Genomic DNA, 22,666 nt, shown 5'->3' on the forward strand with positions numbered 1-22,666 from the left:
TTAAGGCTAAGTTTTTACTAAAAATAGCAAAAATATTCCTATTCATAGAAATTGAAAGATTTATTCAACAGTCTTAAAGATAAAACTCCATAAGAAGTTAAGACCTAGTTGAATAGCATAAATAACAAAAATTTTTCCTCTAAGTTGATCATTTAAAAAGATTAGCCAGCCTGACATAGCAATCATAATATATAGAACTGTCCAAACTGGTGCAAATATCCAATTAGGGGGAGCAAAAGAATGGCTCTCTAAATGGATAAACCATGTCGGTATATTTTGACCAGTTAACATACCAATAACCATACCAACACCAAGAATTATAACTATAAATATAAAAAGAGATATATAATCTTTAAGTTTTATATTGTTGTCCATTTTTCACTCCATAAATTTGCTATAAAACAACTTCTAATCTCATATAATTATTGTAGATTAGAATATACTTTTTCAAAAGTTTGTATGATAATTATTAACAATATTTAATAGATAGTTAGAGGTGTTATAGTGCTTAAAACAAAAAGTTTAACTCCAAAAGAATATGAGATTATAATCAATAGAGATACAGAGCAGCCATTTACAGGTAGATATAATGATTTAGATCAGAATGGAGTCTATATTTGTAGAAATTGTGGCACACCTTTATTTAAGGCAGATAGTAAGTTTATTTCAACTTGTGGCTGGCCTAGCTATGATATTCATATAAGTAATAATGTTAAAGAGCTTCCTGATGCTGATGGCAGAAGAACAGAAATATTATGTAATAACTGTGATGGGCATTTAGGACATATTTTTCATGGTGAAGGCTATACAAAACTAAATACTCGTTATTGTGTAAACTCTGCATCTGTTGATTTCATTGCTAGTGAAAATTTTGGTGAGACTGAGGAGATAATTGTCGCAGCAGGATGTTTTTGGGGTGTTGAGTATTATATGAAGAAACTTGATGGAGTACTATTTGCTGAATCTGGATATTGTGGTGGGGATAAGCCTTATCCAAACTATAAAGAAGTATGTAATGGTAATACAGGTTATTTAGAGGTAGTCAGAATAATCTTTGATAAGACAAAGCTTTCACTTGAGAATTTATTAAAGTACTTTTTTGAAATTCATGATTTTCAGCAAGTTGATGGTCAGGGCCCTGATATAGGTGAACAGTATAAATCTGCTATTTTCTACTATAATGATGAGCAAAGACAAGTTGTAGAAAAGTTAAAAAACTCTCTTGTGCAAAAAGGCTATAAAGTAGCAACAGAAATTAGGGAAGTAAAACCTTTTTACGTAGCTGAAGACTATCACTTAGATTACTATATGAAGCAAGGATCTTTACCTTATTGCCATACGCATAAAAAAATATTTTAATGAGCTATCGTTGGAAAAATCTTATTTTTAATTATAAGAAAAATAGGTATAGAAACTATTACAAATATTAATTGCTCTATTGGAATTCCTATCATCAAGTGAGATATAGATAGAAAACTAAGAAAGAATCCAGCTAGTCCAGCCACGACAAATCTTATTAGTCTTATAATTGCATTACCAGCTCCAAAGCCTTCTTTTAATAAGTCAGTTGCTCTGCTTGTTGTAATAATACTTATCAAAGAAAAACTAGCTACTGCTAAGGTATTTAATATAGTAAATAAATAAATATTATTAAAAAATATTGAGCTTATGATGTTTACAGCTACAAATATAATAGTAGTAATGTATGCTAAAACTATAAAATATCTTTGATTTGATGAGGTTATCTTTTTTTCTATATAGAAACTAGCAAAGATTATACCAAAGATATTTACACCAAAAAGTATACAATATTGAGTATATCCAAGGTTATAGTATTGGATAATTAAATTAGATGATGCACTTATAAAGCTAAATAATGCTCCAAAACAAAGAGCTCCTACAAGGCTAGTTATAATAAATGGTATATTTATAAAGTGCTTAAAATAGACTTTAAAGCTTTCTAGCAAACTTTTTGCTCTGTTATGTGAAGGGTGTGTTTCAGGCATCATTAGGCTTATTACTAGTAGAATAATTCCATAAATAGTTAAAAAGTGAAAGATGTCTTGCCAGCGTCCAGTAGTATAAATAATAATACTACCAATTATAGGAGCTACAATAGGAGCTATCATGAAAACCATAATCATTTTAGCCATCATTTTCATTAACTTTTGACCTCTATAGCAATCTTTTAGTATAGCTGTAGCAGCTATAGATGCAGGTGAATCTCCTAAACCCTGTAGGAATCTCATAAAAATAAGTGTATCAAAGTTATGTGTAAATGAGCATAAAATAGTACTTGATATATATATCAACATGCCAATTACTAGTATGTTTTTGCGACCATACCTATCAGATAAAGCACCCCAAAAAACCATACCTATACCAAATCCTACAACATATGTTGAAATAGTAATAGATAAAATACTTACATTTACTTGAAAGAAATTACTAATATTACCAAATGCGGGAATGTAGGCATCTATAGCAAAAGGAGGAAGAGCAGTAAATATTACTACAAGAAAAACAAGATATTTACTACCTTTTCTTATTTGGAACATTTTAAGAATTAATATTTGATAATTAAAGAGATTATATTATAACAAATAAATTTGCTTTATAAGTTTAATTTATTCTTTTAAAGAAATTAAATGTTAGATGATTTTAGGATTATTTAGATTGGCTTGTAGTAGCTACTGTAGTTTTTCCATTAGCTTTATCTATAGCTTTTTGGATATTTGCAGCATCTGTGTAACCACCTATTACAGTAGTATTATCAGCATTAGCACCTTTAAAAGGAGCAACTACTAAGAATGGAGTTCCTTGAATATCAAGATCTTTAAAGCCCATATCTAAAGTAGATTTTATATGCGCTGCTATTTTATCATCTTTAATAGCTTTTTTAACAGCGTCAATCTTAGCACCTGCTTGAGTAGCTACTTTATCTACAGTTGAATCAGTCAGTTTACCTTCGTCTTCGCCTGTAGCAAATATGCCATTATGATACTTAACATAAGCGTCAGCACCATATAGCTTATAGATAGCAGTACCAACTTCAGCAGCATATTCTGATGCAGGAGCTCTTTGTCCAAAGATAGGAAATTCACCAAAGACAACTTGAACACCTTTATTGTCTTTCATAACTTTTTCTATTTCAGGAGCTACTTTTGAACAATACATACATTGATAGTCAAAGAATTCATATATTACAACATTAGGATTTTTAACATCTGATTTAGGCGTTAAGTCTGAGTTATACATACTATCTTTGATATTAAGGAAGCTAGTTACCCTTTGCTCACTCATTTTTTTCATCATAGTTTGGCGAAGAGAATCCATATTGCTCTTAATCTCTTGTTCAGAGATTTTTGGTTGTTTAGCATTCATGGCATCTTCAAATCCAGCTATTACTTGATCATTGGATAATCCAAAGTTTTTAAGATTTGGATCTTGAGATATGCTTGACCCCATACCAAAACCAATAGTATAGCTAGCATTAGCTTTAACGTTATCGCTATTTGTATCAGTTGTATTTTGTGTTGTTGAGGCTATTGTAGAACCTGAGTTTGTGCTAGCACTAGTAGTAGTTGATGAATCATCACTACTGCTATTTGAACAAGCTACTAAGCTAGTTGTAATAGCTGCTATAGCAAGTGCTTTTAAAAGTTTTTTCTTAGTCATTATTTACTCCTTAAATTCAATTACTGAGCATTTTTTTGATCAGCTGAAGCTTGAGCTTGCTTTTGGAATTCCAGCATGGCATTTTGCATTTGCTCTGGAGTTAACTTAGGTTTTTTTGCATCGATACCATCTTTTAGACCATCAATTAGCTGATTATTGTCTGCAGAAACGTTACCTTGTTGCATTTGTGCTTGTAGAGTTTTACCCATTGTATATCCAACAGAATAGCTTATATCAGATTTATTATCTGCTGCAAAACTAGTACTAATCAAAGCTCCAGCAACTAAAGGTGCTATAAGTAGAGTTTTAGTTAATTTCATTATTTATTTTCTCCTTTGTTTATAAAAGTATTCCTTAGCAATTCTAACAAACAATATATAAATCACAATGATTTATCCATTTTTTTGATTAAACTTTGTTGTTTATTAATTGCCCAATCAATATGTTCTAGTAATAAGGAATTATGTAGAAACTCATTTCTTTTAAGTTTTAAAGCTTTAATATTGTCCTTACTATATATTGAGTTTCCTATAGCTATAGTTATATTTCTAATCCACATTTCATAGCCAATTCTACGAATAGCAGATCCTTGAGTGTATTTATCAAAATCGTTTTGAGTCCACGCAAGAAGTTCTAATAGTGGTCTATTGACTAGGAAATCTCTTTGCTGAAAATCCTCTTCTGTTGTCATAGGTGCTTGATCATTAAAAGGACAAACTAGTTGGCAATCATCACAACCGTAAATTCTAGTACCTATTTTATCTCTAAGTTCTAAAGGAATGGCTCCTTTATTTTCTATAGTTAGATAAGAAACACATTTACGAGAATCAATCATCTTTCCTTGTTGTATTGCTCCAGTAGGGCAAAGTTTTATACAAGCTTGACATTTACCACAAGAATCAACGTGTTTCTCTAGATTAGGGAGTTTCGATAGGTCAAGATTACTATAGATAACCCCAATAAAGAAAAATGACCCTTGAGTTTTATTCATCAGCATTGAGCTTTTACCTTGCCAACCAAGTCCAGCTTTTTCTGCAAGAGGTCTTTCTAAAACTGGGGCGCTATCTGTAAATACTCTAAATTGATGATTACCTGTTAATTGGTCTATATATTCACCTAGTTTTTGTAGCTTCTTTTTCATGACTTTATGATAGTCACGTCCATGAGCATATATTGAAATATCTGCTATATTACTAGGCGTTCTTAATTTTTTTACTTCAGATTTGATTGAGATAGGTCTATTAAGATAATTTAGTGTAGCTACAATTACACTATTTGTTCCAGGAACTAATTCATCAGGAATATATCTTTTTGAGCCATGTTTGGTCATATAATCAAGATCAGCATGAAATCCGTTCTCTATCCATTTATTATAGTATGGTATATATTCAGAAAGATCGCAGTCAGCTTTTGAAATAGATGATAAGTTTAGATCATTAAGAGCAAAATCTTGGATTTTTTGCCACTGTTCTAAAGAAAGCTCAAGCTTCATAATTAGTTATTTGGGCGTTGAATATCCCAAAGTTTCTCTAATGCATATAGGTTTCTAGTTTCTTCAAGCATTATGTGAACTACAATATCACCTGTATCAACTAAAACCCAATCAGATTTACTATCACCTTCAATACCTAAAATAGAGATATTATTATTTTTAAGTTCTTGTTCTAGGTGTTTAGAAAGAGCTTTTGCATGAGTAGTTGATGAGGCTGTGCAAATAACCATTTTGTCCATCATGTCAGTTAGATGTTCAACATCTATAGCTTGGATATCTAACCCCTTTAAATCATCTAGGGCTTCTGTAACAATGTGTAATCTTTGATCTGTAGTCATAAAATAATGTATTTATATTAAGTTCTATAATTTTAGCCTAAGATTATAACATAAGTTATAATAAATAATGGTATCATTATTTTAACTAATGTTTTAAGAGTGTGTATGATGAAAAAGAAAAATTTATTTTTATTTTTATTATTAATAGTAGTAACAGTTATTGTACTAGTTTTGTTTTATAGGTTTGCTCAATGGTATGAGCAATTATTAGGCTCAATTTTCTCGTATATAGTAATGATTAGTTTAGCATTATTTATATTTGCGCCACTTCGATTTATTAAAGATAAAAGAGCGAGTTTGAATATATTTAACTATGTTAAGTATATGGGGGTTACAATATTAGTGTTAGTTAAATTTGTAGGTAATGTTTTAAAACAAATCGTATTAACATTTAGTTATGTTGTTGCAAGATTATTTACTAACAAAAACTTTTCTCAGCCTAAAAAAGAATCTCTTCAACAATTAGATCAAGAAATATCAAAAGAATAAATGCAATATACATCCGAGCAACAGAAAATTATTAGTCATGATATTAAAAAGCATGCTTTAGTTTCAGCAGTTGCTGGTAGCGGCAAAACACAAACTCTAATTGCTAGGATAGAACATTTAATATCTAAAGGAGTTACTCCAAATAAAATACTAGTCTTAATGTATAATAAGTCAGCGCAGCTTGATTTTGCAAATAGGCTTAAAAGAACTATCAAGCCTGAGATTTCTAGACTAATTAATGTTAGAACAATGCATTCTTTGGGCAATAGTTTTTTACAAGCTTTTGCTAAAGCTGGGTATATAAATTTCGAAAAAATTTTAAAAGAGTATGAAGTTGATACTGTTATCCAAAAACTATTAAGACTATATCAAAAAGAACTTAAAATAACTAAAGATATAGATAATGAAAGAGTAGAAAGTTTTAAAGAATATATATCATTACTTAAGTCCGATCTTACTTTAAATAATCAAAGGATAAAAGAATTAAACTCAAAGGAAAAGAAACTTCTAGATAAGATCTTTATTGAGTTTAATAAAGAATGTGAGAAACAAAAAGCTATAACCTATGATGATATGATATATTTGCCAGCGAAGCTATTTGAGAAAGATAGTTCAAGTGTCTCTCGAGCAAATAATTTATATTCACATATAATTATTGATGAGTATCAAGATATAAATCAGGTACAACAGTTTTTCTTAAAATGTCTTGTTGGAGATAATACCTATGTAATGGCGGTTGGAGATGTTGATCAAACTATCTATCAATGGCGAGGTTCGACACCATATTATATGTTAGAAGGATTTAAAAAAGATTTTAAAGACGTAACACAATATCAGTTATCTTATACTTTTCGTTATGGTGATTTAGTGTCTCTCATGGCTAATAATATTATTACTAATAATAAAAAGCGCCATAATAATTTGTGTATAACATATCCAAAGCTAAAAGATAAAACTACAGATATCAGTATCTTAGATAATAGTGATAAAGTTGTTTTGAAATTAAAAACACTTATTCAAAATGGTGTAAAAGCAGATCAGATCGCTATATTAGTTAGAAAATATAACTCTACAACAGTTTTTGAATTAAGCTGTTTATATAACGATCTTGCTTATAATGTAGTTGCTGATAAGAATATTTTTAGTGAGAACCTTTTTAAAGCAATGTATGGTTATTTGATGTTATTTAACAAAGGTTACGGTTTTGAAAAACACGCTATAGAACAACGAGTTGAGTTTATAAAATCAATGTTGGATTATCCATCATTATATTTAAAAAAAGATGTTAAACAGAAACTAGCACAAGAAATAGCAAAAGATATTTCGCAAGCTATGATCTTGATAGGAAATCTTGCTAAAAATGTAGATAAGCCTTTTAAAGAAAAAAATATATTAGCAGTTGCGAGTAGTTGGAGGAGTATTTTCAATAATACTAGGATAAAAAAGTCAGATCGAGCAATAAACTTTATTTTAGAAAATCTAGATTTAGAAAAGCAAATATCTAAAATTTCAGGCGAAACTCACTCAAGTAAGTCAAAGCTTCAAATTATAGATGGAATAGCAAGTTTTGCTAATAGCAAAAAAAGTTCTCTAGTTGATTTTATTGAGCTGTTGTACAATCTTTATCTGAAATCTAATCAGCAAGAAAATAATGATCCTAATCAGATACAAATTATGTCAATGCATAGAGCAAAAGGCTTAGAGTGGGACTATGTTGTTGTTCATGATGTTACCGAGGGTGGTTTCTTTGGTGATAAAAACACTAAAGTTTCAGATGATGTTATTGAAGAGGAGAGAAGACTCTTCTATGTGGCGATTACACGAGTTAAAAAGCATTTATTTATAGTCTCAGCAGATGATATTAGTAGACTATCGGCATGGTATCAAATCAAGAAAAACTCTTATCCAAAAGATTTAAAATGTAAAAATAGCTTGAGATTTCTTTATGAAGGAAATTTAATTGAAAATGAGAGTTATTTAGAAAATTTTAACTCTTTAGATAGTACAGATATAAAAAATAAAATTATAAAAAAATACCATCAGAAAGTTTCTAATTTCTAGTTATCTTGATGGTTGAAGGTTAATTGAGTAATTATTATCTTGATTTTCTTCTTGTGGTTCAGGTTTTTTAGCGTTAGGATCAAAAGGTGATTCTGATATTTGTAAAGATGGATCAGAAATTATTTTTCCATCCTTTGTTTTTCCAATCCAACTACCATCTTTAGCGGTATCAGGTTCAAAGTCTTTCATAATTTTAAGATACTCTTTCCAACACTCTGCTTGATATGTAACTTTTTGTCCATCATCTATAATTTTTTTTTCCCATGTTTTACCATTATCAGATGATATTTTATAGCTCATAAGACAGTAGCTTGAAGGTTTAGGCATTGCTGCCAATTCAGCTGCTTTTTTCGCTTCCTCTTCTTTTTTTATGACAGATTGATGATAAAAGTAATAACCTGCAGCAACTATTAGTACCAATATAGCTAAAGTTATAATAGTAACTATAATCTTCTTTTTTTTATTTTTCTTCATTTTAAGATCTTAAAATAACGATATAATCAAGATTATATATGTAATTATGAGTAAATGCGATTAGTAGAGTTTATTTTATTTAGTAAAATAGTTTATAATATTCTCTGTTTTATTTTATTTTTAATAAGAAACCTGTAGCAATATCTACTTAAAGGTAAATCATGATTACTACTAAAGAATTACGTAACAAATTTATAAGTTATTTTAAGTCGAAAAATCACTCGCATCAACCAAGTTCATCGTTAATACCATTTGGAGATGATACTTTACTTTTTACTAATGCGGGAATGGTTCAATTTAAGGATGTTCTTCTTGGCGCGGAGAAGAAAGATTTTTCACGTGCTGTTACTGTACAAAAATGTCTAAGAGCTGGTGGTAAACATAATGATTTAGATAATGTTGGTTATACTGCTAGACATCATACATTTTTTGAAATGTTAGGTAATTTTAGTTTTGGAGATTATTTTAAGAAAGAAGCTATCAAGTTTGCTTGGGAATTTTTAACAAAAGAGATTAAGCTACCAGTAGAGAAGTTATGGGTTACTATATATGCTACTGATGAAGAAGCTTTTGATGTTTGGCATAACGATATTGGTCTGCCTAAAGAGAGAATTATTCGTATAGATTCATCAGATAACTTTTGGTCAATGGGTGATACTGGACCTTGTGGGCCATGTACGGAGATTTTTTATGATCATGGCGAAGATATTCCAGGTGGGTTACCTGGGACACCGGAAGAGAATGGTGATAGATATATTGAGGTTTGGAATATTGTTTTTATGCAATATAATCGCCATGCAGATGGTAGTACTACAGATTTACCAAAGCCTTCAGTAGATACAGGCATGGGACTAGAGAGAATAGCAGCTGTCTTACAAGATGTTCACAGTAACTATGATATAGATCTCTTCCAAGCATTAATTAAAAAGGCTCAGCAAATTACAAATGCTGATGATATTAATTCAGCATCATTAAAGGTTATTGCAGATCATATTCGCTCATGTGCATTTTTAATTGCTGATGGAGTTTTACCATCTAATGAAGGTCGTGGCTATGTTCTACGTAGAATTATTCGTCGAGCAATACGCCACGGTAATAAGCTAGGTGCAAATGAAGTATTTTTTTATAGGCTTGTTGATGAACTAATCAATCAAATGGGTGAAGCATATCCTCAGTTAATTGATAAAAAAGAGCTTATAGAAAAAACATTAATAAAAGAAGAAGAGCTTTTCTTAAAAACTATTGAGAATGGTATAAAGATATTTGAAACTGAAATAGAAAATATAAAAGATAATCTAATATCTGGTGATGTTGCTTTTAAGCTTTATGATACTTATGGATTTCCTCTTGATTTAACTGCAGATATGGCGAGAGAGAAAGGTCTAAAAGTAGATGAAAATATTTTTCAGAAATTAATGAAACAACAAAAGCAAAGGTCAAAAGACGCAGGTAAGTTTAATATTGATTATAACAATATAATTAGTTCTCAAGTTAAATCAGAGTTTAAAGGATATTCAACTTTAATAGATGATGCAAAAGTTCTTGAGATTTATCAAGATGGCACTGCTGTAGATAGTTTAACAGAGCAAGCAGAAGCTGTTATAATTTTGGACAAAACTCCTTTTTATGCTGAATCCGGTGGACAGGTTGGCGATAAAGGTGTTCTTGAAGGTGTTGGTGTAGAGTTTATAGTTGAAGATGTTCAAAAGTCAGGTAGCGCTATATTACATATAGGTAAAGTATCTAAAGGAATTTTACGTAAAAATGATGAAGTTACAGCAAGGGTAAATGATCAACAAAGACTAGCTATAGCTGCAAATCATAGTGCGACACATTTATTACATAAAGCATTAAAGATTGTATTAGGAGATCATGCTGAGCAAAAAGGATCATTAGTTGATGAAAGAAAACTAAGATTCGATTTTACTCATGATAAAGCTATTTCTAGAGAGCAGATTGAGCAAATTGAAACTTTGGTAAATAGACAGATTAGAATAAATTATCCTGTTAATACGATAGAAACATCTCAAGAGAAAGCAAAAAATATGGGAGCCGAGGCTCTTTTTGGTGAGAAATATGGTGATATAGTCAGAGTTATAGTGATGGGTGATTTCTCAATAGAGTTTTGTGGAGGTACTCATGTGAGTCGTACAGGAGATATTGGTTTGTTCAAAATAGTTTCAGAAGGGGGTATTGCTTCTGGTATTAGAAGAATAGAGGCAATAACTACCCAACAAGCAATTGATTATACTTTTGAAGTAGAAAATAAGGTTTCGGCTATTAAAGAATCTTTAAAAGCAAATGATAATAATATTCTTGATAAGCTAAAATCTTTACAAGAGCAAGTCAAAAGCCAAGAGAAACAAATAGCTAAATTGAAAAAAGATCTATTATCTGGTTCAAGCAATGATATTAAAGAAGAAAAATATAGAGATATTACTATTATTGTAGCTAATATTGAGGGAGTTGATGCTAAGACATTGCGTGAAAAGATAGATGATTATAAATCTAAAAATGACAAAATAATTGCTGTTTTAAGTACGATTGCTTCTGGAAAAGTACAATTTGTAATTGGAGTAAGTAAAGCTATAACACAATTAATAAAAGCTGGCGATATTGCTAAAGAGTTTAGTACCCATATTGATGGAAAAGGTGGCGGACGCCCTGATATGGCTCAAGGTGGTGGCAATAATTCAGCAAATATTGATTATGCTTTAAATCAAGTTGAGAAGTTTATTCGCGAAAATATAAAAGAGTAGTATTTTGAAAATAATATATAGATATTTATCAGTATTATTAGGTATGTCTTTATGCAACCTTGGTTTTGCCAGTGGAGTTGTATCTGATTATACTACTACTATTGAACAATCTATTCAAAATTCTCCTCAATATAAATATATTGGTTTTAAGTTAAATTCCCAACAAATGGATCCAGCTGTTCAACTAGGTAAACTTTTGCCAAGAATAGATATTGGAGGCTCAATAACTGCAGGTAATGTATTACAAGGGAAAAATAGAGCAGGCGGAGATATAGGTACAGGTCCTTTTGATGGAATAGAGGGGTTAGTTACATTAACCCAACCATTATTTGATTATGGTGCTTATAAGGATTTACAATCAGCACAAGAAACAGCTCAATTTGCTCAACAAGATTATAGAACGAATTATCAACAATTTTTGTATGATGTCAGCTATGCATACTTTAATTTAGCCAAAGCTATAAAAAATGTTCAGTATAACTCATATAATTTAAAGGCTAACAAGCAAAGTTATAATGAACTTCAAAATAAGTATGACTCAGGTGTTGCAGATATTGCAGATTATGAAACAGCAAAGGCTAACTATTATATCGCAGAAGCTGATTATGCCGCAGCAAAAAGAGAGCAAAAAGTTGCTCGCGCTCAATTACAGAAATTTACAAATAATACAGATGATATAGTTTTATATAGTAATAAATTTAAGATAAAAGATCCATCACCAGATACAGAAGAAGGCTGGGAAAATCTTGCAATGAGGAGTAATCCATCATATTTGGGCTCGATGCATACAAAAGAAAGTAAGTATTATGATTATCAGTCTGTAACAGGAACTTTTATGCCAAAAGTTAATTTTGAAGTTAAGTATTCTCCTGGGTTTAATGAGGTAAGTTCACTTGGTAACCCGGTTTTTGATTATGCATTACCAGCTCAAGGAACAGTAAATGCCTTTTATTTTGGGATTAATTTAACTTGGAATATATTTGCCGGTGGAACTAATTATGCTCAACTTAAAAAAGCAGCATATGATTATCAATCTTCTGAGTTTGATATGATCCAAACAGGTAGGGTTGCTGAGAATGATGCAATGTATGCTTTTAGATTTGTACAATTAAAGAAAAAAGAAGTTATGAACTTACGTAAAGGGGTTGCAGCAGCTAAGATAGCCTATGAAAAATATAGGGTAAGATATGAGCAGGGTACAACAACAATTACGCAGTACTTTATATTATTAAATGATTATTATAAAAGATTAATTGAGTTAAATAATGCTGAGTTTGACTATGTAATGGGATTTTTAAGTCTTTATAAAACAGCAGGTATATTGACAGCGACTACGGTACAAGATTTTAATAATTGGTTGATCTTAGATCAAAATGTGGAGTTATAAATAAATGTATATATCAACAGAATTAAAGTGTTTTACACAAGATAAAAATATAGATTCTTTACCTATATATCTTATTAAAAAAGAAAATTTCACTAATTGGTTAAAAGATCAAGATAGTTTTTTACAAAACTTTGTCAAGCAATTTGATAAAAATAAAACAGTTTTATCAATTCCTAATTTGCAAGGTGAAATTTGTAAAATTATTTGTCTTGTATCTGATGATATGTTTAGTATTGCAGATTTGCCTGGACAAATATCATCAGGCTTTTATCATATTGAATATTCAGATATCAAAGATATGAGTCTTTACTACATTGCTTTTGCATTAGCTTGTTATAAGTTTGAAAAATACAAGTCAAAAGTAAGTGAGAATAATATAAAAATATTTTTGCCTAAAGAATGTCAGCATATTTTAGGGAATGTTGAGGCAAATTATATTGTTAGAGATATGATAACTACTCCAGCTGAAGATATGGGACCTGCCGATATATCCAGTATTATAAAACAAATAGCTAGTGAGTTTGATGCTGATTTTGAAGAGATTGTTGGTGAAGACTTAGCTAATCAGGGTTATATGGGGATATATACTGTTGGTAAAGGTAGTCATCGAGCTCCACGTTTAGTTAGATTAAATTGGGGAGATAAAAATCATCCTAAAGTTTCTATTGTTGGTAAAGGTGTTACTTTTGATACTGGTGGTTTAGATATAAAACCTGCTGCAGGAATGATCCTTATGCTTAAAGATATGGGCGGTGCTGCAAATGCAATAGGACTTGCTTATATGATTATGAAATATAAGCTTCCTATAAATTTAAGTTTAGCGATTCCAACAGTTGAAAATGCTATTGATGCTAAGTCATATAGACCTAGTGATATAATCAAAATGAAAAATGGTACTACAGTCCAGGTAACTAATACAGATGCAGAAGGTAGATTGATATTAGCAGAACCTTTGTATGATGAGTCACAGAAAAAACCTGATTTATTGATAGATTTCTCAACATTAACTGGTGCTGCTAGAGTTGCTTTAGGTCCTGAGATTTCAGCATTTTTTTGTAATAATAATCAAATTGCTGATGAAGTTTATAAATATGGTGAATCAATGCAAGATCAAGTATGGAGACTTCCTTTAGCAGATTGCTATAGAAAAAGTTTGAAAACTGAATTTGCAGATATCTCTCATTGTGATTTATCACCATTTGCCGGCGCAGTCAAAGCAGCTCTTTTTATGGAGCATTTTGTAGGAGAGAAGGATGCTCCAAATTGGATACATTTTGATATGATAGCTTGGAATGTTTCGAGTACGCCAGGTAAGCCTAAAGGTGGTGAGATGATGGCCGCTAGAGCTATGTTTGAACTTCTTAAAAATAAATATCAAATTAATATTTAATTAGATATATTTAAGTTTACATATTTCTTACTATTTATCTTCAAAAAATACTGATTATTTATTTACTTGGATATATTCTAAACTGTATACTTTAGTAATTAAAATCTAAATTAAAATTTATTAAAGTATGCAACAGTCAGTATTAGAGCAGTTAAAAAAAGTTACTATGGTAGTTGCTGATACAGGTGATTTTGAGTTAATAAAAAAATATAAACCAGTAGATGCAACTACAAATCCTAGTTTAATTCTAAAAGCAGTCAAAGATAAAAAGTATTCTGATTTAGTTAAACAAACTATTGAAGATGTAAAATCAAAAAATCCAAAACTAAATACAAATGAGCTAATCAAAGAGATACTAATAGAAATCTTAGTTACTTTCGGTATTAAGATACTTGAAGTTATTGATGGCAAGGTTTCTAGTGAAGTTGATGCTAGAGTATCTTTTAATGCAGCAGAGACAATTGATTATGCAAAAAAGATTATATCTAAATATCAAGAGAATGGTATTAGTAAGGACCGAGTTTTGATAAAGATAGCGGCAACTTGGGAAGGTATAAAAGCAGCTAAACTTTTACAAAAAGAGGGTATAAACTGTAACCTAACATTAATATTTGATAAAGCTCAAGCTCAAGCATGTGCTGAAGCAGGAGTTTATTTAATATCTCCATTTGTAGGTAGAATTACTGATTGGCAAATAAAAGAAAATAATCTAGAAAGTTTTCCTAACGTTGAAGATGATGATGGGGTTAATTCAGTTAAGACTATCTATAATTTCTATAAAAATCATGGTTTTAAAACTATTGTTATGGGAGCTAGTTTTAGAAATGCTAATCAAGTTATAGCTTTAGCAGGTTGCGATGCTTTAACTATTTCTCCGAACTTGCTTGAAGACTTAGAGCAAAGAAAAGAACTTCTTGAGACTGTTTTATCTAATTCTCTAGATGTTTCAACGCAAGATCCTGAGCTTACAGAATCAAAATTCCGTTGGTTAATGAATGAAAGTGCTATGGCAACTTATAAATTAGCTGAAGGAATTAGACAGTTTGCAAAAGATACCGTTGAGCTAGAAAATATTATAAAAGAAAATCTATAGTAAGGAATTTGTAGTGAGAAAATTTTTATTATCATCAGTATTAACGTCAGCTTTTATTGTACCGGCTTTTTGCGCATCTCAAATAGATGATTCTAATGATGAACAGTTTGATAGTGTAGCAACATCTCAAACATCAAAACAGAAGGTTAAAGTTAATAACCATCCACATAAAAAAACAGTAGAAGAAAAAGAAGATGATGATCTTAAAACTAATGTAATGGGAATGCATAGAAAAAATCAAAAAAATAATCCAAATTTAGAAACATTACCGCCATCAGAAAAATATTCTCATAATGAAGTCTATACTGCAAAAGCTAAAGAACATGATTCTGAAGATGATAATCCAAATTTAGCTAATCTAACTACGCCAGAGGAAAATATTAGAAGTAATTTATCAATAAGTGGTGAAGATGCTGCTTTAAGTAGACAGATGATGTTAAATGGTCCTCAAGGCGGTATACAAAATAATCAACCTCCAGGGATTGGTGGTACGAGTGCTAATTTTTAATATTGTAGATTAAAAACATTCTTTGCATAGTTTCTCTAAATATACTAAAATCTACTAGTTAAAATATTCTAGTAAGTATTAGGTTTTCTTATGGTTTTTCAATATCAAAATTTTAAAATTTTAGAAGTATCAGGTGTAGATACTAAAAAATTTCTACAAGGTTTAGTAACAGCTGACTTGAATAAATTATCTTCCGAGAATGATATTTTATTAGCAGCTTTTGCGAATTTAAAAGGGCGTATTATATCACTTTGTTTTGTTAAGTTTATTGCAGATGATAGACTACTTCTTTCTGTTGAAGAGGGTGTTGTTGAGGATTTGATAATATGGTTAAAAAAGTATGGTATGTTTTCAAAAGTTACTTTTTCTATAAATGAAAATTACTCACTATTTTTCACAAAAGATGCTTTCTTAAACCATGATATCTTAGAAAAAGATAGCTTAGAGTCTAATGCTAATTATGAGCAAATACAGAAAAAGAATATTTTTAATAAGTTAGCTATTATAAATTCTCAAAATTTTGAGCAGTTTTTACCTGCTGAATTAGAATTAGATAATATTGATAATGTAGTTTGCTATACAAAAGGCTGTTATATGGGTCAAGAAGTAATAGCAAGGATGCATTATAAAGCTAAGCTTAAAAAAGAACTAGCTGTAGTAAAATCTCAATCAGATATTGATAATTTTGATTTAAAAGATACTAATAATAAGCCATTAGCAAATGTTGTAAATAAGGTTTTTATTGATAATCAATGCTATATGCTTGTAGTCTTTCATAAAGAAGCAACAGAGCAAGAATATGAGCTTAGTAATGGTCAAATTATAGTTAAATGCTAGATTATTTGAACCCCCAGCAACAAGAAGCTGTTAAATATACTAGTACACCATTATTGGTATTAGCAGGGGCTGGTAGTGGTAAGACAAGTGTTATCATTGAGAAGATTTCCTATCTTATTGAGGAACTGCTGTATCCAGCAAAAAGTATTTTGGCTGTTACATTTACAAATAAAGCAGCTAAAGAAATGCAAGAGCGAGTTAAGTCTCGATTAGATAAAGAAAAATCCAAAGGTCTTGTTATATCAACATTTCACTCTCTTGGACTATCTATTTTAAAAAGACATTTCTCTGAGCTAGAGTATAAAAAAAACTTTACTCTCTTTGATAGTCATGATTCAGCGACATTAATATATGATATTGCTTATGATCAGTATCAATTACCTAAGCAAAATACTGGATTTATTCAGTCAAAAATTTCCTTTTGGAAATCTGCTTTATTAACACCAGATGAAGTTAATCCAGCAGATGACTTAGAAGAGCAAGCAGCATTTGTGTATAAAGAATACCAAAAGTATTTAAGGTCATATAACTCATTTGATTTTGATGATTTGATATTCCAACCAATTCAGCTATTCAGAAATCATCATAATATTCAAAAATTATGGTCGGATAAGTTTAGATATATCTTAATTGATGAATATCAAGATACTAATGAGTCACAATATCAGCTTTTAAAGTATCTAACTCAGAATAAAAATAAATTTACAGTAGTTGGAGATGATGATCAGTCAATATACGCTTGGAGAGGTTCTCGACCTGAGAACTTACGTCATTTACAGGAAGACTTTCCTAATCTTAAAGTTATTAAATTAGAGCAAAATTACCGCTCAACTGGTAGAATTTTAAATGTTGCTAATAAGCTAATAGAGAATAATAGCCATATTTTTGAGAAGAAATTATGGTCAGCAAAGACATATGGTGAGCAAATAAAAATAATTAGTTTGATAAATGATGAAGATGAAGCTCAATTTATTGCCAGTGATATCTTTTTTGATCGGGTAAAAACTAACTCTAGAAATTCAGATTATGCTATTTTGATTAGAAGTAACTATCAAGCTTATCTTTTAGAAAGATATATGCAAATGCATAAGATTCCATATACTATAAGTGGTGGAAGTTCATTTTTCTCAAAAACTGAAATTAAAGATATAATTTCTTATTTAAGGTTAATTGTCAATCCTGATGATGATAGGGCATTTTTACGCGTGGTAAATACTCCTAAAAGAGAAGTTGGTAGTGCTACGATTCATAAGTTAGGAGAGTATGCTAGTGAGCATCATTGTAGCTTTTTCCATACTTTAAATAATTTGGAACCTTTTGAAATACGTGAATTTACAAAAAAGAAATTACTAAATTTTAAAACTTTAATACTTAGCACGCAGCAAGAAATTATTTCAAGTATTTCAGCTGTGGAGTTAAAAAAAGTCTTACATACATTTATTGATAATATCTCATATAGACAGTGGTTGATTGATTCTAGCTCATCTGAGAAGCAAGCTGAATTTAGATATGCTAATGTAATGGAGGTTCTAAACTGGATAGTTAATCAATTAGATGAATCTTATAATGGGCTTGAGTCATTATCATCAGTACTAAACAAGATGCTTTTGATTGATATCCTAGATAGAGATAATGAAGATAAAAATGACAATCAAGTTCAGATAATAACTATGCACGCCTCAAAAGGACTTGAGTTTAAAAAAGTTTATATAATGGGCATGGAAGAGGGTATATTACCACATCAGCAAAGTATCGAAGAAGAATCTATAGAAGATGAGCGTCGTCTTGCGTATGTAGCTATTACAAGAGCTAAAGAAAATCTAACTATAACCATGACTAAACATCGTAAAAAATTTGGCGAAAAACAGGTGTCAACTCCTAGTAGGTTTATTGACGAGTTACCAGAAACAGATTTGTATTGGGTTGGCACAGAGAAAGAATGTGCAGAGACTCGCAAAGAAAATTCAAAACAAAGTCTTTCTGCTTTGAAAAATATGTTTGGGTAAATCTATTATTTTTCTTTTGAGACAATAATAATTCCACGTGGCTTATGTGATGAAGAATCTTCGGCTTGTATGGCTTTATATAAGTCAGAAGTTTTGATCCAAGCTGGAGGGTATTTGTATCTAGCTACATCCATAAGTAACCACATATCTTTAGTAGGATTATATGCCGCTAATGGAGAAAAATGACCACCACCTTGCGCTCCCATACCTGTACGACTATAGTTAATTATAATATATTTACCTTCTTTCATGCTATTTAGAAGTTTTATTTTAAAAGCATCTTCATTTTTAAACTCATTAGCATGAAATACTTTTGCCTGAGCTTTTGAACCTATAGTATCTTGCTTATTAATTATCTCAGCAGTTTGTTCGATAGTAAGTCCACGAGCGTAAACATATTGAGGAGTTATTTTATCTTTAATTAAATCTTTATTATAGAAAATATTATTTTGATCAAATATTGCATATTGCATATGTGCTGGTGATAAAGCAGGTTGTATACCTAAAGCATTGAGTACCATAACATCAGAAGCTGGCCCACAAAAGGTTGTACCATTTTCTGTTGTGAAATATTTAGCAAGTTGCCAGTATTGTTGAGAATATTCTTCTGGGGCAGTTTTAAGTAACTTTTGACCCTCTAGACTAGAGAATGCTATTACATTATTTGGCAGAGTTAATGGTTTTGCATATATGTTAGTTGATAATAGTATAAATGCAAAAATAAATGTTATTGTTTTTTTCATTTTGGTATAGATTTATTTGAATTTAACTTATTAAAGCATGTATAAGAAAATATGTAAAGTTGGTTATTAAATGCTTATTTTCTACGTAGTATTACTATTAAAATAGTAAATAAAACTTGGTGGGATTAACTTATAATTATGATAATATTCTTTAGTATTAAGTCAAAAAGGAAGATATTTTGATTTCCATAGGAAAATATAACAGTCTAAAAATTTTGGATAACAAACAGTATTATTTAATTTTAGATGCTTTAGAACTAGGTCAAGCAACATTATCAATATCAGAGCTTAAGGATATTCCCAAAATTGGAGATAATCTAGAAGTGTTTTTATATCATAATTCAAAATCAGAGCTTGTTGCAACAACTAAAAATGTGCCAGTAATAGGGCAAGTTGCTTACTTACAAGTTAAAAATTTGACAAAAATAGGAGCATTTCTAGATTGGGGTTTAGAGAAGGATTTGTTTGTACCGTCAGCTGAGCAACATCGACCTTTTGAGATAGGTAAGTCATACCTTGTTTATCTATATTTAGATAAAATAAATGGTCGAATAACTGCATCATCAAAAATTAATAAATTTATAAAAGATTATGCAAGCGATGATTTAAAGCCAAATCAAGAAGTAGATCTTATAATTGCTAATTCGACAAATATTGGCTATAAAGCGATTATAAATGATCTTTACTGGGGAATAATCTATGGTTCTGAAGTATTTAAACGATTAAGTTTTGGGCAGTCAATCAAAGGCTATATCAAAAATATTCGTGATGATGGGCGTATAGATTTATCATTACAGCTAGTACATAAAGATTTAGATAAAAATGCAGCTCTTATAGAGAAGTATCTTGTTGATCATGAGGGTTCAGCACCATTTAATGATAAATCAAATCCAGATGATATCATAAGAGAATTTGGCATGAGTAAAGCAGCATTCAAAAGAGCTATTGGAACTCTTTTAAAACAAAAGAAAATCTTGATAAAAGATAATGGTATATATTTAAACGGATAATTTAATAAAATAAAGCTTCTACTTTCTCTAGTTATTTAACTTGGTTTTATGAACAAAATTTTATAAATACTATAAAATACTAAATAGTTTTGCAAATACTAATAAATCTAATATTTTACTAAAGAAAACTATATCAAAGTTTATAATATTGATTAATACAACTATAAAGAAAAGTACTAGTTAAAAAAGCTTGTACTTATTATTTGGGATTTAGAAAATTTCTATTTGCTGAATTTATTCTAGTTCAAATTCTTCTTTAGAATAGTTAGCTAAGTCATGAACATTATTACCAGTAACAACATTTTGATAGTAAGTAGAAGCAGTTCCCATAGCATGTTGATTAATAGCCCAGAACATTGAGCCTCCATAGTTATTATCAGCTACATAATTGATCATTTCTTTATCAATATCCATACCTTCCCATTTTCCTCCAGCTGCTTGTCCACCTGGTTCAAAACCAAGTACTACTAAGTTAGGGTTTACATATTTAGCAAAGCTAGATAATACATCCTTAAATACCTCAGGAGTCCAAGTTTCACCATTTGGCATACTCTCAGGTCCAACATCATAAGCCATGATATTAACCCAGTTGACAACGTTATTTAGTGAAGATCCATGATCTTCTAACCATTTTTCAATAGCTAGACCTTCACCATCAGAATTGAAATCACCTGTAAAACCATGAGCTTTGCTACTTTCAAAGAAAGCATTAAATCTTGTAGTATAGCCAATTTGCTTATCTTGCATACCTTCAGCATCTAATCTTTCTCTTAGAGTTTTCATAGTTTTTGCTAAAGTTGCTAGCTGTTGATCTTTATTTGGATTTGGTTTTCCATTTGCTAGTTGACTTAAGTGTTCCCAATCAAAATCAACACCATCACCGCCAAGTTTTAACAATTCAATAACTTGATTAACAAAATTATCTATCTGATTATCAGAGATAGTTTGCTGTAAGTCAGACCAACCTCCTATTGCCCAGATAAATTTTCCATTATTTTCATGTGCTAGATTAATTAAAGAATCAATACGAACTCTTTGCCAATTATAATTATTGTCATAAGAATTCTTATAATTTCCCATAACTTCTAAAGTGTCTGCTCCAGCCATACTTTCATTTATATAGTCACCATTCCACTTGATATCACGAGGGCTCTCTGGGCTTGGGAGAGTATCTAGTGTTAAGAATGAGTATAGAACATGAGTATATGGAGCTATTTCTTCTGCACTACCTTCAAAATTACCGCTTTTTACACCTGGTTTCCAATTTTCCCAGTAACCAATAACTTTTTTTCCAGCTTCAATAGGAGCTTGCTGTTCAAAAGATACAGAAATATTTAGGGCATTTTGATCAGCAGTGAAAGAGCTAGGAGATGTAGCTATTTTATATCCAGAAACAGCAGCAACAGTAACAGTCCAAACATTACCATCTTTAGGTATTTGAGTAGAAACAGAAGAGTTACTGTTTAGATCGATAGTTTTAGTATCACCATTGTTATTTGCTAAAGTTAAAGTAGTAGATTTACCATCAGGTAGACCATCAACAGAGATAGTTACATTTTCAGTAGGAATAGCTTTTTTATCAAAACTAACATCAATGCTTGAAGTATTGAAGTTATAAACTATTACTGAGTAAGTTTTACTAGGAGTATAGTTATACCCATCAGTAGTAAAGTTACCTAGAGTTAGGGTATATGTAACACCATTTTCAGATGACGGAATATGATCTAAAGTAAGAGATTTATTTACTTCAATATTACCACTATTAACAACATTTCCATCTGAGTCAGTTAATGTATATGAAGTAGTAGGATTTCCACTGACATCAGCATTAGCATTGATTTTGATAGAACCTTCTTCAGCAGGTTTAGGAGCTGTATATTCCACAGAAACAGTTTGTGTTTTATCTTTTGCAAGAGTAAATGAAGCAGGACTAGCAGAACCAGTAGCGCCATCGATAGCAGGAACACTAACTGTAAGATCTGCACTGTCACCTACAACAATCTCTAGATTAGTGGTAGATCCCCATTGAGCATCTTTAACTTCAGCTACTTTTGTACCATTTTTAAGTATTTGTACATCAGCTAATTTACCATCAGCTATAAAGCTAGGTTTAGCAGGAAGTTTAATAGATACAGTACCTTTATCTTGTTCAGCTACAGGACCTTCATTTTTCCAAACTCCCCATTGACCAGATTGGCTAGGGTTCTCGCCTTTAGTCCACTATTTAGCTTTATAAAGCATACCTTTATATATAGCTTGAGAAGGAGCATCTTTATTATTAGGGTCATAAACAGTATTTGCATCCCATTCTAGGACAGAGTCACTAGGAGTAGGAGTAGGAGTAGGAGTAGGAGTAGGAGTAGGAGTAGGAGTAGGAGTAGGAGTAGGAGTAGGAGTAGGA

20 protein-coding genes and 2 pseudogenes are annotated in these 22,666 nt (G+C 30.6%); 12 read left to right on the forward strand and 10 right to left on the reverse strand.

The annotated features are described in order from the left end of the window. Positions 1 to 75 precede the first annotated feature (75 nt). A pseudogene (locus R8535_RS08205) lies at positions 76 to 375 on the reverse strand (TspO/MBR family protein); the annotation flags it as partial. Between the two features lie 129 nt (positions 376 to 504). On the opposite strand from R8535_RS08205, the gene R8535_RS08210 reads away from it, so the two are divergent. Continuing rightward, complete coding sequence (locus tag R8535_RS08210) at positions 505 to 1,359, forward strand: bifunctional methionine sulfoxide reductase B/A protein (protein WP_329498241.1); 855 nt, start codon at positions 505 to 507, stop codon at positions 1,357 to 1,359. On the opposite strand, the gene R8535_RS08215 is transcribed toward R8535_RS08210, so the two are convergent. The 5 genes and pseudogenes from R8535_RS08215 to rsfS all read right to left on the reverse strand — a co-directional run bounded on the left by R8535_RS08215 (position 1,356) and on the right by rsfS (position 5,508). After that, on the reverse strand, positions 1,356 to 2,558 hold the full coding sequence (locus R8535_RS08215) for a multidrug effflux MFS transporter (RefSeq protein WP_329498243.1): 1,203 nt from the start codon (positions 2,556 to 2,558) through the stop codon (positions 1,356 to 1,358). The two genes, R8535_RS08210 and R8535_RS08215, sit on opposite strands and share 4 nt — an antisense overlap. A gap of 115 nt (positions 2,559 to 2,673) precedes the next feature. Then, positions 2,674 to 3,678, reverse strand: a pseudogene (locus R8535_RS08220) (DsbA family protein); the annotation flags it as partial. Positions 3,679 to 3,698: 20 nt separating this feature from the next. After that, complete coding sequence (locus R8535_RS08225) at positions 3,699 to 3,998, reverse strand: FKBP-type peptidyl-prolyl cis-trans isomerase N-terminal domain-containing protein (protein ID WP_329498245.1); 300 nt, start codon at positions 3,996 to 3,998, stop codon at positions 3,699 to 3,701. A 62-nt stretch (positions 3,999 to 4,060) separates the two neighbouring features. After that, complete coding sequence (gene queG / locus R8535_RS08230; protein WP_329498247.1) at positions 4,061 to 5,170, reverse strand: tRNA epoxyqueuosine(34) reductase QueG; 1,110 nt, start codon at positions 5,168 to 5,170, stop codon at positions 4,061 to 4,063. Between the two features lie 2 nt (positions 5,171 to 5,172). Next, positions 5,173 to 5,508 carry a ribosome silencing factor gene (rsfS, locus tag R8535_RS08235; protein ID WP_329498249.1) on the reverse strand — a complete coding sequence of 112 codons (336 nt, stop codon included), beginning with the start codon at positions 5,506 to 5,508 and terminating at the stop codon, positions 5,173 to 5,175. A 108-nt stretch (positions 5,509 to 5,616) separates the two neighbouring features. Here rsfS and R8535_RS08240 point away from each other — a divergent pair, with 108 nt between their 5' ends. Both R8535_RS08240 and R8535_RS08245 read left to right on the forward strand, forming a co-directional pair. Then, positions 5,617 to 5,997 (forward strand): hypothetical protein, encoded by a 381-nt coding sequence (locus R8535_RS08240; protein ID WP_329498269.1) that lies wholly within the window; start codon positions 5,617 to 5,619, stop codon positions 5,995 to 5,997. After that, positions 5,998 to 8,058: an ATP-dependent helicase gene (locus R8535_RS08245; RefSeq protein WP_329498250.1), complete on the forward strand. Its 2,061-nt coding sequence runs from the start codon at positions 5,998 to 6,000 to the stop codon at positions 8,056 to 8,058. It begins immediately after the preceding gene. Here the strand turns inward: R8535_RS08245 and R8535_RS08250 are convergent, their stop codons facing one another. Continuing rightward, positions 8,059 to 8,532: a hypothetical protein gene (locus R8535_RS08250; protein ID WP_329498251.1), complete on the reverse strand. Its 474-nt coding sequence runs from the start codon at positions 8,530 to 8,532 to the stop codon at positions 8,059 to 8,061. A gap of 161 nt (positions 8,533 to 8,693) precedes the next feature. On the opposite strand from R8535_RS08250, the gene alaS reads away from it, so the two are divergent. The 7 genes from alaS (at position 8,694) to R8535_RS08285 (ending at position 18,512) form a co-directional block, all read left to right on the forward strand. Further along, positions 8,694 to 11,291 carry an alanine--tRNA ligase gene (gene alaS, locus R8535_RS08255; RefSeq protein WP_329498252.1) on the forward strand — a complete coding sequence of 866 codons (2,598 nt, stop codon included), beginning with the start codon at positions 8,694 to 8,696 and terminating at the stop codon, positions 11,289 to 11,291. Positions 11,292 to 11,295: 4 nt separating this feature from the next. Continuing rightward, positions 11,296 to 12,678, forward strand: a complete 1,383-nt coding sequence (locus R8535_RS08260; RefSeq protein ID WP_329498254.1) for a TolC family protein — start codon at positions 11,296 to 11,298, stop codon at positions 12,676 to 12,678. A 4-nt stretch (positions 12,679 to 12,682) separates the two neighbouring features. Then, positions 12,683 to 14,068 (forward strand): M17 family metallopeptidase, encoded by a 1,386-nt coding sequence (locus R8535_RS08265; RefSeq protein ID WP_329498256.1) that lies wholly within the window; start codon positions 12,683 to 12,685, stop codon positions 14,066 to 14,068. A 127-nt stretch (positions 14,069 to 14,195) separates the two neighbouring features. Beyond that, positions 14,196 to 15,161, forward strand: a complete 966-nt coding sequence (tal, locus tag R8535_RS08270; RefSeq protein ID WP_329498258.1) for a transaldolase — start codon at positions 14,196 to 14,198, stop codon at positions 15,159 to 15,161. 13 nt (positions 15,162 to 15,174) lie between these two features. Then, on the forward strand, positions 15,175 to 15,669 hold the full coding sequence (locus R8535_RS08275; protein ID WP_329498260.1) for a hypothetical protein: 495 nt from the start codon (positions 15,175 to 15,177) through the stop codon (positions 15,667 to 15,669). A 90-nt stretch (positions 15,670 to 15,759) separates the two neighbouring features. Continuing rightward, complete coding sequence (gene ygfZ, locus R8535_RS08280; RefSeq protein ID WP_329498262.1) at positions 15,760 to 16,506, forward strand: CAF17-like 4Fe-4S cluster assembly/insertion protein YgfZ; 747 nt, start codon at positions 15,760 to 15,762, stop codon at positions 16,504 to 16,506. Beyond that, positions 16,500 to 18,512 (forward strand): UvrD-helicase domain-containing protein, encoded by a 2,013-nt coding sequence (locus R8535_RS08285; protein ID WP_329498264.1) that lies wholly within the window; start codon positions 16,500 to 16,502, stop codon positions 18,510 to 18,512. Before ygfZ ends, R8535_RS08285 begins: the two co-directional genes overlap by 7 nt. 5 nt (positions 18,513 to 18,517) lie before the next feature. Here R8535_RS08285 and R8535_RS08290 read toward each other — a convergent pair whose 3' ends face one another. After that, complete coding sequence (locus tag R8535_RS08290) at positions 18,518 to 19,255, reverse strand: phytochelatin synthase family protein (RefSeq protein WP_329498266.1); 738 nt, start codon at positions 19,253 to 19,255, stop codon at positions 18,518 to 18,520. 179 nt (positions 19,256 to 19,434) lie between these two features. Here R8535_RS08290 and R8535_RS08295 point away from each other — a divergent pair, with 179 nt between their 5' ends. Continuing rightward, positions 19,435 to 20,265 carry a CvfB family protein gene (locus tag R8535_RS08295; protein ID WP_329498268.1) on the forward strand — a complete coding sequence of 277 codons (831 nt, stop codon included), beginning with the start codon at positions 19,435 to 19,437 and terminating at the stop codon, positions 20,263 to 20,265. A 234-nt stretch (positions 20,266 to 20,499) separates the two neighbouring features. On the opposite strand, the gene R8535_RS08300 is transcribed toward R8535_RS08295, so the two are convergent. Further along, complete coding sequence (locus tag R8535_RS08300; RefSeq protein WP_442902171.1) at positions 20,500 to 22,149, reverse strand: glycosyl hydrolase family 18 protein; 1,650 nt, start codon at positions 22,147 to 22,149, stop codon at positions 20,500 to 20,502. Here R8535_RS08300 and R8535_RS10870 point away from each other — a divergent pair. Continuing rightward, entirely contained in the window at positions 22,106 to 22,294 is a 189-nt protein-coding gene (locus tag R8535_RS10870) for a hypothetical protein (protein ID WP_442902172.1), read from the forward strand. The genes R8535_RS08300 and R8535_RS10870 overlap by 44 nt on opposite strands. A gap of 191 nt (positions 22,295 to 22,485) precedes the next feature. On the opposite strand, the gene R8535_RS10875 is transcribed toward R8535_RS10870, so the two are convergent. Continuing rightward, positions 22,486 to 22,666: hypothetical protein (locus R8535_RS10875; protein WP_442902173.1), on the reverse strand; the 181-nt coding region annotated here is incomplete at its 5' end.

It is taken from the genome of Francisella sp. 19S2-4 (genome assembly GCF_036281795.1).
GTDB lineage: Bacteria > Pseudomonadota > Gammaproteobacteria > Francisellales > Francisellaceae > Francisella.

What these genes read in the sequence shown, in the direction of transcription:
- queG (WP_329498247.1), bottom strand. Translation starts at nt 5,170, where the DNA reads ATGAAGCTTGAGCTTTCTTTAGAACAGTGGCAAAAAATCCAAGATTTT.
- R8535_RS08245 (WP_329498250.1), top strand. Translation starts at nt 5,998, where the DNA reads ATGCAATATACATCCGAGCAACAGAAAATTATTAGTCATGATATTAAA.
- R8535_RS08265 (WP_329498256.1), top strand. Translation starts at nt 12,683, where the DNA reads ATGTATATATCAACAGAATTAAAGTGTTTTACACAAGATAAAAATATA.
- R8535_RS08250 (WP_329498251.1), bottom strand. Translation starts at nt 8,532, where the DNA reads ATGAAGAAAAATAAAAAAAAGAAGATTATAGTTACTATTATAACTTTA.
- R8535_RS08290 (WP_329498266.1), bottom strand. Translation starts at nt 19,255, where the DNA reads ATGAAAAAAACAATAACATTTATTTTTGCATTTATACTATTATCAACT.
- R8535_RS08285 (WP_329498264.1), top strand. Translation starts at nt 16,500, where the DNA reads ATGCTAGATTATTTGAACCCCCAGCAACAAGAAGCTGTTAAATATACT.
- ygfZ (WP_329498262.1), top strand. Translation starts at nt 15,760, where the DNA reads ATGGTTTTTCAATATCAAAATTTTAAAATTTTAGAAGTATCAGGTGTA.
- R8535_RS08240 (WP_329498269.1), top strand. Translation starts at nt 5,617, where the DNA reads ATGAAAAAGAAAAATTTATTTTTATTTTTATTATTAATAGTAGTAACA.
- alaS (WP_329498252.1), top strand. Translation starts at nt 8,694, where the DNA reads ATGATTACTACTAAAGAATTACGTAACAAATTTATAAGTTATTTTAAG.
- R8535_RS08215 (WP_329498243.1), bottom strand. Translation starts at nt 2,558, where the DNA reads ATGTTCCAAATAAGAAAAGGTAGTAAATATCTTGTTTTTCTTGTAGTA.
- rsfS (WP_329498249.1), bottom strand. Translation starts at nt 5,508, where the DNA reads ATGACTACAGATCAAAGATTACACATTGTTACAGAAGCCCTAGATGAT.
- tal (WP_329498258.1), top strand. Translation starts at nt 14,196, where the DNA reads ATGCAACAGTCAGTATTAGAGCAGTTAAAAAAAGTTACTATGGTAGTT.
- R8535_RS08225 (WP_329498245.1), bottom strand. Translation starts at nt 3,998, where the DNA reads ATGAAATTAACTAAAACTCTACTTATAGCACCTTTAGTTGCTGGAGCT.